Source organism: Leclercia sp. UBA1284 (assembly GCF_002308415.1).
Taxonomy (GTDB): Bacteria; Pseudomonadota; Gammaproteobacteria; order Enterobacterales; family Enterobacteriaceae; genus Enterobacter; species Enterobacter pneumoniae.
In genome coordinates this window covers 338,892-352,581 of sequence record NZ_DBUS01000007.1, presented here as the reverse complement: position 1 = coordinate 352,581, position 13,690 = coordinate 338,892, and the positions used below count along the sequence as shown (strand labels likewise).

General features: G+C 58.5%; 10 protein-coding genes and 1 pseudogene. 6 read left to right on the top strand and 5 right to left on the bottom strand.

Annotated elements, in window-relative coordinates; translation table 11 throughout:
• The first annotated feature begins 251 nt into the window (after positions 1-251).
• Together mgtA and B3511_RS16410 are read left to right on the top strand one after the other, a co-directional pair.
• On the top strand, positions 252-2,960 hold the full coding sequence (gene mgtA / locus B3511_RS16415) for a magnesium-translocating P-type ATPase (protein WP_286783817.1): 2,709 nt from the start codon (positions 252-254) through the stop codon (positions 2,958-2,960).
• Between the two features lie 715 nt (positions 2,961-3,675).
• Positions 3,676-6,060, top strand: coding sequence for a beta-N-acetylhexosaminidase (locus tag B3511_RS16410; protein WP_286783816.1), 2,385 nt, complete (start codon positions 3,676-3,678; stop codon positions 6,058-6,060).
• Between the two features lie 36 nt (positions 6,061-6,096).
• On the opposite strand, the gene gbpA is transcribed toward B3511_RS16410, so the two are convergent.
• The 5 genes from gbpA to pyrL all read right to left on the bottom strand — a co-directional run bounded on the left by gbpA (position 6,097) and on the right by pyrL (position 9,735).
• Positions 6,097-7,557: an N-acetylglucosamine-binding protein GbpA gene (gene gbpA, locus B3511_RS16405; RefSeq protein ID WP_212478320.1), complete on the bottom strand. Its 1,461-nt coding sequence runs from the start codon at positions 7,555-7,557 to the stop codon at positions 6,097-6,099.
• A gap of 182 nt (positions 7,558-7,739) precedes the next feature.
• On the bottom strand, positions 7,740-8,126 hold the full coding sequence (ridA, locus tag B3511_RS16400; RefSeq protein WP_040077424.1) for a 2-iminobutanoate/2-iminopropanoate deaminase: 387 nt from the start codon (positions 8,124-8,126) through the stop codon (positions 7,740-7,742).
• A gap of 63 nt (positions 8,127-8,189) precedes the next feature.
• The gene (gene pyrI / locus B3511_RS16395; protein ID WP_040077423.1) at positions 8,190-8,651 is read right to left on the bottom strand and encodes an aspartate carbamoyltransferase regulatory subunit; all 462 of its coding nucleotides are present in this window, start codon (positions 8,649-8,651) and stop codon (positions 8,190-8,192) included.
• A 12-nt stretch (positions 8,652-8,663) separates the two neighbouring features.
• Positions 8,664-9,596 carry an aspartate carbamoyltransferase gene (pyrB, locus tag B3511_RS16390; RefSeq protein ID WP_286783815.1) on the bottom strand — a complete coding sequence of 311 codons (933 nt, stop codon included), beginning with the start codon at positions 9,594-9,596 and terminating at the stop codon, positions 8,664-8,666.
• A 34-nt stretch (positions 9,597-9,630) separates the two neighbouring features.
• Positions 9,631-9,735 (bottom strand): pyr operon leader peptide, encoded by a 105-nt coding sequence (gene pyrL / locus B3511_RS16385; RefSeq protein WP_072039576.1) that lies wholly within the window; start codon positions 9,733-9,735, stop codon positions 9,631-9,633.
• Between pyrL and B3511_RS16380 the strand changes: the two are divergent.
• The 4 genes and pseudogenes from B3511_RS16380 to B3511_RS16365 all read left to right on the top strand — a co-directional run.
• A pseudogene (locus B3511_RS16380) lies at positions 9,715-9,792 on the top strand (hypothetical protein); the annotation flags it as partial. The gene pyrL and the pseudogene B3511_RS16380 overlap by 21 nt on opposite strands.
• A gap of 146 nt (positions 9,793-9,938) precedes the next feature.
• The gene (locus tag B3511_RS16375; RefSeq protein WP_040077420.1) at positions 9,939-10,391 is read left to right on the top strand and encodes a YhcH/YjgK/YiaL family protein; all 453 of its coding nucleotides are present in this window, start codon (positions 9,939-9,941) and stop codon (positions 10,389-10,391) included.
• A 322-nt stretch (positions 10,392-10,713) separates the two neighbouring features.
• Positions 10,714-11,622, top strand: coding sequence for a dihydrodipicolinate synthase family protein (locus tag B3511_RS16370; RefSeq protein ID WP_233803549.1), 909 nt, complete (start codon positions 10,714-10,716; stop codon positions 11,620-11,622).
• Between the two features lie 14 nt (positions 11,623-11,636).
• Positions 11,637-13,604 (top strand): YjhG/YagF family D-xylonate dehydratase, encoded by a 1,968-nt coding sequence (locus tag B3511_RS16365; protein WP_286783814.1) that lies wholly within the window; start codon positions 11,637-11,639, stop codon positions 13,602-13,604.
• The last annotated feature ends 86 nt before the right edge of the window (positions 13,605-13,690 follow it).

Below are 13,690 nucleotides of genomic sequence, written 5' to 3'. Positions count from 1 at the left end.
ATGGTTAAAACCCTATACTGCGCGTCGGCTTACTTTTTTTCTTACCGGAGGCTTTATGGATCCCGATCCCACCCCTCTCCCCCGACGGAGAGCCCCTTCACGCCGGTAAGCCTGTTTTCACTGCCTTACCGGATGCGTAAGGCAGTGACGTCTAAAAACGTCCCTGCATAAAACAGATCGCCTCTCAGGCGCGGCCTTGTCACGTCTGAAGGATATTCTGCACCCGCTGTTGCGGGTGCGGGGGACTGACTATGTTCAAAAATTTAACCCAACTGCTGCTCAGCCAACTGAGCCGCCACCTGCCGCGTCGTCTGGTACAGCGCGACCCGATGATGACTGGCAAACAGCTGGCCGATGCCACCCTGCCAGATAGCCTTTCTGCCCACTGCCTGCGCGTGGCGGCGATGGACGAAGAGACGCTGTGGCACACCTTTGGCAGCCACCCGGAAGGGCTGAATCCTGCCGAGGTGGCCGCCGTGCGCGAAGCCCATGGCGACAACCAAATTCCGGCGCAACAGCCGGCCCCCTGGTGGCGGCACCTCTGGTCCTGCTACCGCAATCCGTTCAATCTGCTGCTCACGCTGCTGGGGATCATCTCTTACGCCACGGAAGATCTCTTTGCCGCCGGGGTGATCGCCCTGATGGTGGCCATCGCCACGCTGTTGAACTTTGTGCAGGAGGCGCGCTCGACCAAAGCCGCCGATGCCCTGAAAGCGATGGTCAGCAATACCGCCACGGTGTTGCGCGTCATTAATGATAAAGGCGAGAACGCGTGGCGTGAGTTGCCCGTCGATCAACTGGTGGCCGGGGATATTGTGAAGCTGGCCGCCGGGGATATGATCCCGGCGGATTTACGCCTGTTGCAGGCAAGGGATCTGTTCGTGGCCCAGGCTTCGCTCACCGGGGAATCGCTGCCGGTAGAGAAGGTTGCCCGCAGCCGCAACCCGCAGCAAACCCATCCGCTGGAGTGCGATACCCTCTGCTTTATGGGCACCACGGTGGTGAGCGGTACAGCGCAAGCGATGGTGATCGCCACCGGCGGCAATACCTGGTTCGGCCAGCTTGCCGGGCGCGTCAGCGAGCAGCAGAGTGAACCGAATGCCTTTCAGCAGGGGATTGGCCGCGTCAGCATGCTGCTGATCCGCTTTATGCTGGTGATGACTCCCATCGTGCTGGTGATCAACGGCTACACCAAAGGCGACTGGTGGGAGGCGGCGCTGTTTGCTCTGTCAGTGGCCGTGGGCTTAACCCCGGAGATGCTGCCGATGATTGTCACCTCCACGCTGGCGCGCGGGGCGGTGAAGCTTTCAAAGCAAAAAGTGATTGTTAAACACCTCGACGCCATTCAGAACTTTGGCGCCATGGATATCCTCTGTACCGACAAAACCGGCACCCTGACGCAGGATAAAATCGTGCTGGAGAACCACACGGATATCTCCGGCAAAAGCAGCGAGCGCGTGCTGCACAGCGCCTGGCTGAACAGCCACTACCAGACCGGGCTGAAAAACCTGCTCGACGTGGCGGTGCTGGAAGGGGTGGACGAAACCGCCGCGCGGACGCTCTCTGCCCGCTGGCAAAAAGTGGACGAGATCCCCTTCGACTTTGAACGCCGCCGTATGTCGGTGGTGGTCAGCGAGCAGGAGGATGTGCATACGCTTATCTGCAAAGGGGCGTTGCAGGAGGTTCTCGCGGTCTCGACCCACGTGCGTCATAACGGCAACGTAGTGCCGCTGGATGAGAGCATGCTGCGCCGCATCGCCCGGGTGACCGATACCCTGAACCGTCAGGGGCTGCGGGTGGTGGCGGTAGCGACAAAACGGCTGCCTGCGCGCGAGGGGGATTACCAGCGTATCGATGAATCGGATCTGATCCTCGAAGGCTATATCGCCTTCCTCGATCCGCCAAAAGAGACCACCGCTCCGGCGCTGAAGGCGCTAAAAGCCTCCGGCATCACGGTAAAAATCCTCACCGGCGACAGCGAGCTGGTGGCCGCCAAAGTATGCCGCGACGTGGGGCTGGACGCGGGCGACGTGGTGACAGGCAGCGATATCGAACGGCTGTCAGACGATGAACTGGCCGCGCTGGCTAAACGTACCACCCTGTTTGCCCGCCTGACGCCTATGCACAAAGAGCGCATCGTCACCCTGCTGAAGCGCGAAGGGCACGTGGTGGGCTTTATGGGGGATGGCATTAACGACGCCCCGGCGCTACGGGCGGCCGACATCGGTATCTCCGTGGACGGCGCGGTCGATATCGCGCGGGAAGCGGCAGATATTATCCTGCTGGAAAAAAGCCTGATGGTGCTGGAAGAGGGGGTCATCGAAGGACGCCGCACCTTTGCCAACATGCTGAAATACATCAAGATGACCGCAAGCTCCAACTTCGGTAACGTCTTTAGCGTGCTGGTTGCCAGCGCCTTCCTGCCGTTTTTACCGATGCTGCCGCTGCACCTGCTGATTCAGAACCTGATGTATGACGTGTCGCAGGTCGCGATCCCGTTCGATAACGTCGACGAGGAGCAGATCCGCAAACCCCAGCGCTGGAATCCGGCGGATTTGGGACGCTTTATGCTCTTCTTTGGCCCGATCAGTTCCATCTTCGACATCCTGACCTTCTGCCTGATGTGGTTTGTGTTCCATGCCAACGTGCCGGAAGCGCAGACGCTGTTCCAGTCCGGCTGGTTTGTGGTCGGGCTGCTGTCGCAGACGCTGATTGTGCATATGATCCGTACCCGCCGCATCCCGTTTATCCAGAGCCGTGCGGCCTGGCCGCTGATCCTGATGACCGGGCTGGTGATGCTGCTGGGCATTGCGCTGCCGTTCTCGCCGCTGGCGAGTTACCTGCAGCTACAGGCGCTGCCGCTGAGCTACTTCCCGTGGCTGGTGGCGATCCTGGCCGGGTACATGGTGTTGACCCAGATGGTTAAAGGGTTCTATAGCCGCCGCTATGGCTGGCAGTAAGCGTTTTAACAATAAATGGCAACCCCGGTTGTAATGCCGATCAGTTAGCACGGTGGAATCGTTCCGTTCACCTCATGTTCAGCAGAATATGGCATCACACCACCCGTGAACGTGATAAGGGGGACCGCCGGGCCCCCCTTATCAATCCCCGCGGCCCCGCGACGAAATCGGTGCTTCGCACTGCGCTCACCTCCCGACCTCCTGCCTGCGGTCGGCTCAACTCGACGTCCCTGTCTCGCTTCGCCTCTGGCCGCCATCCATGGCGTCCAGCCCTTGTCATCCGGTCTCCGGTTCGCCGATTTCAGCGGGGAGTCAACACCCGTGCCCCGGTCAGGCCGCAGAGTGGCCGGAGGGAGGGGACCAGTCCGGCAGAAAATCGCCGAGGCGTTGACCGCAGGCCGGGGCGAGCCGGCGAGCCCCCCTGGCACGTTCACCGCAGCGGAACCGGCATAAAGCAGAGATGCCTTGGTGAACGGAAACTTTCCACTTCAGTGACATAGAAATACCGGATTGCTTAACTGACTGGCATTACAACCCCGTTTGCCATTTTACTCTCTCCACGCAGCGCATTGCGGTAAGCACTCCTCAAACAGACCCCTATTTTTTCCTAAATTAGACAGGCTGTGATCTACGTCATCCTGTTAGCTTGACCCCTAATAAGGGGCATGTTAACAAAATGTTTTACTTTTTTTGGCCCGTCAAATAAGGAACTTTCATGTTACGGTACAGCCTCTTAACCGCCGGGCTTATGCTCGGCGCGTCTGCGTTTGCCTCCCCGGTGGGCGATCTTCCCCTGATGCCCTGGCCGGCAAAGGTAGAGCATCCCGCTACGCAGGGCGCGCTGGTGCTGACCAATCAGGTCGCGGTCAAGGTCAGCGGCGACGATCTCAGCGATGCCGTGACCCGTCTGCGCGATCGCATTGCCCTGCAAACCGGCTGGACTTTACAGCCGCAGCCCGCCAACCCGGATAAGCCGACCATCACCATTACCGTTGCCCGCAAGGTGGACGCGCTGCCAAAGCCGGACAGTGATGAGAGTTACAAACTGACCGTCAACGCGAATGGCGTGGCTATTACCGCAAATACCCGCTTCGGCGCGCTGCGGGCGATGGAAACCCTGTTGCAACTGATTCAGAACGGCCCGGAAAACACCGCGCTGCCGTGGGTCTCGATTGAAGATGCGCCGCGCTTCCCCTGGCGTGGCCTGCTGCTCGACTCTGCCCGTCACTTTATTCCGCTGGAGGCGATCAAACGCCAGATTGACGGCATGGCGGCGGCGAAACTTAACGTGCTGCACTGGCACCTCACCGACGATCAGGGCTGGCGCTTTACCTCGAAGCGTTATCCAAAGCTGACCCAGCTCGCCAGCGACGGGCTGTTCTATACCCCGGAGCAGATGCGTGAGGTGGTCAGGTACGCCGCGGCGCGGGGGATCCGCGTGGTGCCTGAAATAGACATGCCAGGCCACGCCTCGGCAATTGCGGTGGCCTATCCTGAGCTGATGAGCGCCCCCGGCCCGTATGAGATGGAGCGTCACTGGGGCGTGCTGAAGCCAGTATTCGATCCGACCAAAGAGGCGACTTATACCTTTGCGGCGGCGATGGTCAGCGAACTGGCGGCGATCTTCCCCGATCCTTATCTGCACATCGGCGGGGATGAGGTGGACGACAGCCAGTGGAAAGCCAATGCCAGGATCCAGCAGTTTATGCGCGACAACAAGCTGGCCGACAGCCACGCGCTGCAGGCGTATTTCAACCGCAAGCTGGAGACCATCCTCGAGAAAAATCAGCGCCAGATGGTGGGCTGGGACGAAATCTTCCACCCGGATCTGCCAAAAAGCATCCTGATCCAGTCCTGGCAGGGACAGGACGCACTGGGGGAAGTGGCGAAGCAGGGGTATAAGGGCATCCTCTCCACCGGTTTTTATCTCGATCAGCCACAGAGCACCGCTTATCACTACCGCAACGAAGTGGTGCCCGAGGGGCTCAATAATGTGGATGTGATTACCGACAACGACAGCGCCCAAAGCTGGTCATTTAGCATGCCGCGTCTGAAAGGCAAGCCGGTAGAGGGCAGCTTTACGCTGGTGACCGGCGAGAAAGGCTGGCGCGGATTTATCGATTTCAACGGTAAATCCCGTCGGGCGGTAAACGACATTGAGTGGCGCGCCGACAATCAGGTGAGCTTCACGGTGGATACCTGGATGGGGGAAACCCGCCCGGTCATCACCGTCACGGATGATAAGCTCAGCGGCTACTTCCTCGTGGGCAATGTACGCTATCCGGTGACCGGTGCCCGCCTGGATGCGGTGCCGAAGGGGATCATGCCCGCCGTTCCGGATACCGCGCAACAGGCGAACCTGCTGGGTGGCGAAGTGGCGTTGTGGGCCGAGAACGTAGCCGCGCCGGTGCTGGATATCAAGCTCTGGCCGCGGGCGTTTGCGGTGGCGGAGCGGCTATGGTCGGCGAAAGAGGTGACGGACATCGACAACATGTACACCCGCCTGCAGGCGATGGACACCTGGAGTACCGTCTCTGCAGGCCTGCAGCAGCATAGCCAGCAGCAGACGCAGTTTATCCGCCTGGCAAATAATACCGATACCGTGGCGCTGCACATTCTCGCCCAGGCGCTGGAGCCTGCGCAGTATTACACGCGCCAGCACCTGAAGTTCCAGGCAGGCAACTACCATCAGTTCGAGCCGTTGAACCGCTACGCGGATGCCCTGAGTGCGGAAAGTCATACCGTGCGTCAGATGAACAAGTGGGCGGAACGTCTGGTGAGCGATGCCGAAGACAACGAAAGCGCCGACGCGCTGCGGCATGTCTTTACCCGCTTGCAGAACAACACCAGCGATGCGCTGGCGCTCAGCGAAAGCAACTATCAGTTAAAAGCGCTGAAGCCGATAATTCAGGAGGTGGATAAGTTGTCGTCTATTGGCCTGCGGCTCACCGATCTGGTGGCGCGACAAGGGACGCTGGATGATGCCGAGATTGCCTCAATTCAGCGCGAACTGGACGGAGCGGCACAGATTCAGGATGAGGTGGTGATCGCGGTAGTCTATCCGCTGGAAAAACTGCTGCGCGCGACGCGCAATCAGTAAAAAAATCCCTCTCCCGGGCGGGAGAGGGAAGGGGTGTTATTTTTTCAGCACCCAGGCCTGCTGCCAGTGTGAACCGACACCCGGTTCATACTGGTTAGCCGCTTTCTTGTACTGTACGCAGTAGCCGCTATAAGGGAACGGTTTGCACTGGTAGGTTTTGCCGTTTTTCGGCTGCAGAACAACGGTGCCCGCAGTGTAGCTGCTCAGGTTTTCCGGGAAGCGGTAGTCATACTGGCCCGCAGTACCGGTATCGGCGCTGGCTGAATCCTCTTCCAGCATCATGTTGACAACGTCCTGCGCAAACAGGGTGCCGTCTTTATTGGTCGCGTAGTATTTCAGCATGTGGTGGCCAGCTGTCACGTTAGTCAGGTTCATGGTGACATCCTGATTGGCGTTGTTCATATCCTGCTTCAGATAGCCTTTCTCCGCGCCCTGATGGTTCATCACGTGCGCTTCCAGATTCACATCACCCTGGGTGTTAACGTGGAAGGAGACGGTCGCGTTGCCGTTAACGATTTTGCTGTACTGGACATTGCTCACGGCAATGTTTTCGTCCACCTGAGCCTGCTGCTCTTCATAAGAGATGGCTACGGATCGCAGGGCGCTGCCCTCTCTCACATACACGCTGTTTGCGCCGTGAACCGGGTTCACATCGCCGCCTTCATCTTTCATCCCCACGCGGACATCGTTCTGCTCGGCGTTGATTTTCTGCGCCAGGTCGTAAGACCACTGGTTAGCATCGCCCTGGGCGTCAGAGGAGATGGTCATTTCGGTGCGCATGGAGACCACTTCACCGTTGGCATCGAAGAAGCGGGCAATCACTTTATCGCCAGCGTTCAGGTTATTACCGGAAATTTGGCCGTTAAGGGTTTTCGCCCACTCAGACACGACCGCCGGGGTTTCGTCCGGCGTCTGGCTGCCGCCATTACCGAAATCAACGTCGATAGCCTGATAGAAGCTATTTGTGGTATCGGCAATTTCCCATACCGCGTAAATAACCTGGTAACCCGTACGTTCCGGAACATTACAATTCATATTCTGGGTAACGGCTGGCGCCTGGCCATTTCCATTAACGGTACAGAATGGCGTGGATTCAAATTGCGCGCGGGTCAGTGGCTTATTTGGATCCCAGTTTTGTTTGGTGATGTAATAACGCCAGTTGGTGGTTTTATGCGGTGCGGTGTGATACCAGGTAAAGGTATGCGCGCCGGCGGTCATTGGGGTTTTGGTCCAGGCGTTCAGGCTCTGGCGATCCAGCTGAGAGTACTGGGAGATGCCCGCACTGGCGAGCTGACCATCAGGCGGCAGGGCGCCGTTCGGGAAGCCGGAGGTGCGTTCCACGCTCTGCGGTTCATATTGTACGGTGCCACAGTCAACGTTCTGACCCAGTTTGCACATATAAGCACGACTGGCCGGAGACTGGACATAACCGTGAGCTAAAGCCGATGAAGCAACCGTGAGTGTGGCAAGTGCCAACGCAATTTTAGACAGTTTCATTTATTATTCCATTAAAAGAGAGTAATGCTTTTGGGCGCAGTTAGTGTTGCGCGGAATAAAAATGAAGTCATGGAATGGCGGGATGAAAAATAATATTGAAAAAACTTGAAGGCTATTTTCGGCTGTGTATCGGGGAAATAAAAAAAGGCAGCCTGGGCTGCCTTAATATTAAAAAACAAGCGTTAGCGGCGTACGGCGATCGCTTCAATCTCGATCTTCACGTCTTTCGGCAGACGGGCCACTTCTACACAAGAGCGCGCCGGGAAGGTCGCATTGTGTTCGGTGAAGAAGGCTTCATAGGTGGCGTTAACGGTAGCGAAATCGTTGAGATCTTTAACGAAAACGGTCGTTTTCACGATATCGCCCACTTTCAGGCCTGCGGATTCAACAATCGCTTTCACGTTTTCCAGCGACTGGCGCGCCTGCGCGGCCACGTCTTCCGGCACTTCGCCATTTTTCGGGTTCACCGGGATCTGGCCTGAGGTGATGATCATGCTGCCCAGATCAACGCCCTGAACATACGGGCCGATAGCGGCTGGTGCATTTTCCGTCGCGAGTACTTTGGTCATGTTTTCTCCTGAATAACAGCGTGATAAAAACGGATTCCCGGCCATTATACACGTCATTGCGGATTAACCGGCCAGCACCACCGTATGGGAAAACTCTTTTTCGCAATATTTGCACTTCAGCGCGATATCGTTGGCGCGTTTTTTTACCGCAAAGCTGGAGTTAACCGGCTCCGCGTGGCTAATGCAGTTGCTGTTCGGGCAGACCAGTACGCTCTCGATACGCTCTGGCAGGCTCGGACGAGATTTGCCCACCACTTCGTAGTCGTCGATACGGTTCACTGTGGCGTCTGGCGCATACAGCGAGAGCTGGTTAACCTGCTCGTCGGTGAGGAAGGTGTTCTCGATTTTAATCAAATCTTTACGCCCCATCTCACCGGACGGCAGGTTCAAACCGATGGTGATGCGCTGGTCGGTTTCGGTCAGCTTGAACAGGGTCAGCAGCTTAAAGCCCACCTGCGCGGGGATGTGGTCAATCACGGTGCCACGCTTGATGGCTTCAACCTGGAGTTTGTTATCGTGTGTCATGGTCGTCTCCCCTTACAGAGCTAAATCGCGATTCAGAACCAGTGCCAGTAACGCCTGGCGGGCAAAGATGCCGTTGCCGGCCTGCTGGAAGTACCAGGCGTGCGGCGTTTTATCGACGTCGGTGGTGATCTCATCAATGCGCGGCAGCGGGTGCAGCACTTTCATGTTGGCGCGTGCGCCCTCCAGGTCGCTGGCGCGCAGAACGAATTGCGCTTTTACGTTGGCGTATTCGGAGGGATCCAGGCGCTCTTTCTGCACGCGGGTCATATAGAGAATATCCACTTCGCCCATCACCTCTTCGATGCTGGCGTGCAGGCTCCACTTAATGCCTTTCTCGTCGAGCATATCCAGAATGTACTGCGGCATCGCCAGCGCGTCCGGGGCGATAAAGTAGAAGCGGTTGCCGGTAAACTTCGCCAGCGCCTGGGTGAGGGAGTGGACGGTGCGGCCATACTTCAGGTCGCCGACCATGGCGATGTTCAGATTTTCCAGCCGCCCCTGGGTCTCCTGAATGGTGAAGAGATCCAGCAGGGTCTGGGTGGGGTGCTGGTTAGCCCCGTCCCCGGCGTTCAGCACCGGAATACCGCCAGAAAACTCGGTTGCCAGGCGCGCGGCCCCCTCCTGCGGGTGGCGCATCACGATGGCATCCACGTAGGTGCTAATGACCGAGATGGTATCGGCGAGGGTTTCGCCCTTTTTGCCCAGCGAAGTATTACTGCTGTCGGAGAAGCCCACTACGCTGGCACCCAGGCGGTGGATTGAGGTCTCGAACGACAGGCGCGTACGGGTGGAGGCCTCGAAGAAGCAGCTGGCGATGACCTTGTGCTTCAACAGCTCCGGCTGCGGGTTGGATTTCAGTTTTGCCGCGGTTTCCAGCACCAGCTCCAGCTCTTCGCGGTTAAGGTCGTTTATGGAAATGATGTGTTTTTGATAAAGCGGATTCATGTTTATCTCCTGACGCCGGGCAAAAAAAAGCCCCTCAAATGAGGGGCTCTGGGAATAGGGATAGCTGCGGGAAGAAAAACGGCAGGCCAGCGTCTGTTTTGAGACGCGGTAAGACATTATGTCGTACACACTGAACCATGCTTCCTCCCGGCAAATTGTGGGGCATTATACGCAGCCTGAAGGCGGGATCAAGCGATAAATTCACGCTTTAAGCAAAGCAAACGGTTTGCATTGCATGGTTATGCGCTGCGGCAAATCCCGGCCAAAAAGTAGTGGTATGGCAGCCAAATTTTTCGTATAAAAGTTTAAAATGAAACGGTGTTTTATATTGAGGATTCAACCATGATCGTTGGCAATATTCATAACCTCCAGAGCTGGCTGCCTGCGGAACTGCGTCAGGCGATTGAGCACGTAAAAACGCACGTTACCGAGGCGACCCCGACCGGTAAACATGATATCGACGGCAACCGTCTGTTCTTCCTGGTCTCGGAAGATATGACCCAGCCCTTTGCTGAGCGCCGCGCGGAGTATCATGCCCGTTATCTGGATATCCAGATTGTCCTGAAAGGCCAGGAGGGGATGACCTTCAGCACCCTGCCAAACGGCACGCCGGATACTGACTGGCTGGCGGACAAAGATATCGCTTTCCTGCCGGAAGGGGAGCAAGAGAAGACGGTAGTCCTGAACGAAGGGGATTTTGTGGTCTTCTACCCTGGTGAAGTGCACAAGCCGCTCTGCGCGGTGGGCGCGCCGGGGCAGGTGCGTAAGGTGGTTGTGAAGATGCTGGTGGGGTAATTCTCTTACCCCTCACCCTAACCCTCTCCCCAGAGGGGAGAGGGGATTGTACCGGGCCGTCTTTTCTTCCTAGCCCCTTTGGGGAGAGGGTTTAAAAGTTTCCTCACCCTGAAGCAGAAGGTGTAAAAGTTCCCTCTCCCTGTGGGAGAGGGTTAGGGTGAGGGCACCAGACCGCACCCTGTAGAATGTGATCCAGCTTAAATTTCCCGCACTCCCTCATCTCATCCCATTGTCCTGCGCTTTTTCTGCGTCATAGTATGATCGTTAAATAAACGAACGATGTTCTATAATGTAGAACAAAACGATTAAGCAAGGAGATCCCATGCAGCAGACCGCGCAGTTTTCGGGAATTATTCCGCCTGTCTCCACCCTTTTCACCCCGGACGGCATGCTCGATAAAGCGGGCACCGCCGCGCTGGTCGACGACATGATCAACGCCGGGGTGGATGGCCTGTTTTTCCTCGGCAGTGGCGGGGAGTTTACCCAGCTCAATACCAACGAGCGCAAAGCGATTGCCGAGTTTGCCATTGCGCATGTGAATGGCCGCGTACCGGTACTGATTGGCACCGGAGGCACCAACGCCCGCGAAACCCTTGAGCTGAGTCAGCATGCCCAGCAGGCAGGGGCGGACGGGATTGTGGTCATCAATCCCTATTACTGGAAAGTCTCAGAAGCCAACCTGATTCGCTACTTCCAGCAGGTGGCAGACAGCGTCACCCTGCCGGTGATCCTCTACAACTTCCCGGCCCTGACTGGGCAGGATCTCACCCCGGCGCTGGTGAAAACCCTGGTGGACTCGCGCAGCAATATCGTGGGGATCAAAGACACCATCGACTCCGTGGCCCATCTGCGCAGCATGATCCTTACCGTGAAGGCGGCCCATCCGCACTTTGTGGTGCTCTGCGGCTACGATGACCATCTGTTCAATACCCTGCTGCTCGGGGGCGATGGCGCCATTTCGGCCAGCGGTAACTTCGCCCCGCAGGTGTCGGTCAACTTGCTGCAGGCCTTCCGCGACGGCGATCTGGCCCGGGCGGCGCAGTACCACCAGACCATGCTGCAAATTCCGCAGATGTATCAGCTGGATACGCCGTTCGTGAACGTGATCAAAGAGGCCATCTCCCTCTGTGGTCGCCCGGTATCAACCTACGTGCTGCCGCCTGCCGGGCCGCTGGATGAGGCGCGCAAAGCGCAGCTGAAATCGCTGCTACAACAGCTCAAACTCTGCTGAGCCGGACGGTCACGATGTCGATTGAAACGATTTTTACGCCGCAGGATCACGCCTTCTACTCGGTGAAAACCCACGCCGCCGGGCCGCAGGGGGCGCTGCCGCTGACCCCGCAAATGCTGATGGAGTCACCCAGCGGTAACCTGTTCGGCATGACGCAAAACGCCGGGATGGGGTGGGATGCCAACAAGCTGACCGGCAAAGAGGTGCTGATCATCGGCACCCAGGGGGGGATCCGCGCGGGCGACGGACGTCCGGTGGCGCTGGGCTACCACACCGGCCACTGGGAGATTGGCCTGCAAATGCAGGCGGCGGCGAAAGAGATCACCCGTAACGGTGGCATCCCGTTTGCCGCCTTTGTCAGCGACCCCTGCGATGGCCGCTCGCAGGGCACCCACGGCATGTTCGACTCCCTGCCATACCGTAACGATGCCGCTATCGTCTTTCGGCGACTTATCCGCTCGCTGCCCACGCGCCGGGCGGTGATTGGCGTTGCCACCTGTGATAAAGGGCTGCCCGCCACCATGATTGCGCTGGCTTCTATGCACGATCTGCCCACCATTCTGGTGCCGGGCGGGGCCACGCTGCCGCCGACGCACGGGGAAGATGCCGGTAAGGTTCAGACCATCGGCGCGCGCTATGCCAACCACGAGCTGTCGTTGCAGGAGGCCGCCGAGCTGGGCTGCCGCGCCTGCGCGTCACCGGGGGGCGGGTGTCAATTTCTTGGCACCGCAGGCACCTCGCAGGTGGTGGCCGAGGCCTTAGGGCTGGCGCTGCCCCATTCGGCGCTGGCTCCCTCTGGCCAGGCCGTCTGGCTGGAGATATCGCGCCAGTCCGCCAGGGCGGTGAGCGAGCTGGATACCCGCGGCATCACCACCCGCGACATCCTGACGGATAAAGCCATCGAGAACGCGATGGTGATCCACGCGGCCTTTGGCGGCTCCACCAACCTGCTGCTGCACATTCCGGCCATCGCCCACGCGGCGGGCTGCACCATTCCGGATGTGGAACACTGGACGCGCATCAACCGTAAAGTCCCGCGGCTGGTGAGCGTGCTGCCGAACGGCCCGGATTATCACCCCACGGTGCGGGCGTTTCTTGCCGGGGGCGTGCCGGAGGTGATGCTCCACCTGCGTGCGCTGGGCCTGCTGCATGAAGATGCGATGACGGTCACCGGCCAGACGGTGGGTGAAAACCTTGACTGGTGGCAGGCCTCCGAGCGCCGGGCGCGCTTCCGCCAGTGCCTGCAAGAGGAAGACGACGTGGATCCGGATGACGTGATCCTGCCCCCGGCGCGTGCCAAAGCGCGCGGCCTCACCTCGACGGTGGCCTTCCCGGTGGGCAACATCGCCCCGGACGGTTCGGTAATCAAAGCCACGGCCATCGATCCCTCTGTGGTCGGGGAAGACGGTGTTTATCGCCATACCGGACGGGCGCGGGTGTTTGTCTCGGAAGCGCGGGCCATTAAAGCGATTAAAAACGGCGAGATTGCCGAGGGCGACATCATGGTGGTGATAGGCGGCGGCCCCTCCGGGACCGGGATGGAAGAGACCTACCAGCTCACCTCGGCGCTGAAGCATGTCTCCTGGGGTAAGACGGTCTCGCTGATCACCGATGCCCGTTTTTCGGGCGTTTCAACCGGGGCCTGTTTCGGCCACGTGGCCCCCGAGGCGCTGGCGGGCGGGCCGATTGGTAAGCTGCGCGATAATGACATCATCGCCATCGAGGTCGATCGCCTTCGCCTGACCGGGAGCGTGAACTTTATCGGCACGCTGGAAGATCCCCTTACCCCGGCGCAGGGGGCGGCGGTGCTGGCCCTGCGCGCGCCGCATCCGGAACTGCATGCCCACGATTTCCTGCCGGACGATACCCGCCTGTGGGCGGCACTGCAGTCGGTGAGCGGTGGCACCTGGAAAGGGTGTATTTACGATACAGATAAAATTATCGAGGTTATTAACGCCGGTAAAAAAGCGCTCGGACTTTAGGTTCTGAAATAAAAAGGCTGTCTGCGAAGAGAAATTCGCGGACGGCTTTTTGCTGTCTGAAATATATTTAGATTAACACAATGAGA

What these genes read in the sequence shown, in the direction of transcription:
- mgtA (WP_286783817.1), top strand. Translation starts at nt 252, where the DNA reads ATGTTCAAAAATTTAACCCAACTGCTGCTCAGCCAACTGAGCCGCCAC.
- B3511_RS16410 (WP_286783816.1), top strand. Translation starts at nt 3,676, where the DNA reads ATGTTACGGTACAGCCTCTTAACCGCCGGGCTTATGCTCGGCGCGTCT.
- gbpA (WP_212478320.1), bottom strand. Translation starts at nt 7,557, where the DNA reads ATGAAACTGTCTAAAATTGCGTTGGCACTTGCCACACTCACGGTTGCT.
- ridA (WP_040077424.1), bottom strand. Translation starts at nt 8,126, where the DNA reads ATGACCAAAGTACTCGCGACGGAAAATGCACCAGCCGCTATCGGCCCG.
- pyrI (WP_040077423.1), bottom strand. Translation starts at nt 8,651, where the DNA reads ATGACACACGATAACAAACTCCAGGTTGAAGCCATCAAGCGTGGCACC.
- pyrB (WP_286783815.1), bottom strand. Translation starts at nt 9,596, where the DNA reads ATGAATCCGCTTTATCAAAAACACATCATTTCCATAAACGACCTTAAC.
- pyrL (WP_072039576.1), bottom strand. Translation starts at nt 9,735, where the DNA reads ATGGTTCAGTGTGTACGACATAATGTCTTACCGCGTCTCAAAACAGAC.
- B3511_RS16375 (WP_040077420.1), top strand. Translation starts at nt 9,939, where the DNA reads ATGATCGTTGGCAATATTCATAACCTCCAGAGCTGGCTGCCTGCGGAA.
- B3511_RS16370 (WP_233803549.1), top strand. Translation starts at nt 10,714, where the DNA reads ATGCAGCAGACCGCGCAGTTTTCGGGAATTATTCCGCCTGTCTCCACC.
- B3511_RS16365 (WP_286783814.1), top strand. Translation starts at nt 11,637, where the DNA reads ATGTCGATTGAAACGATTTTTACGCCGCAGGATCACGCCTTCTACTCG.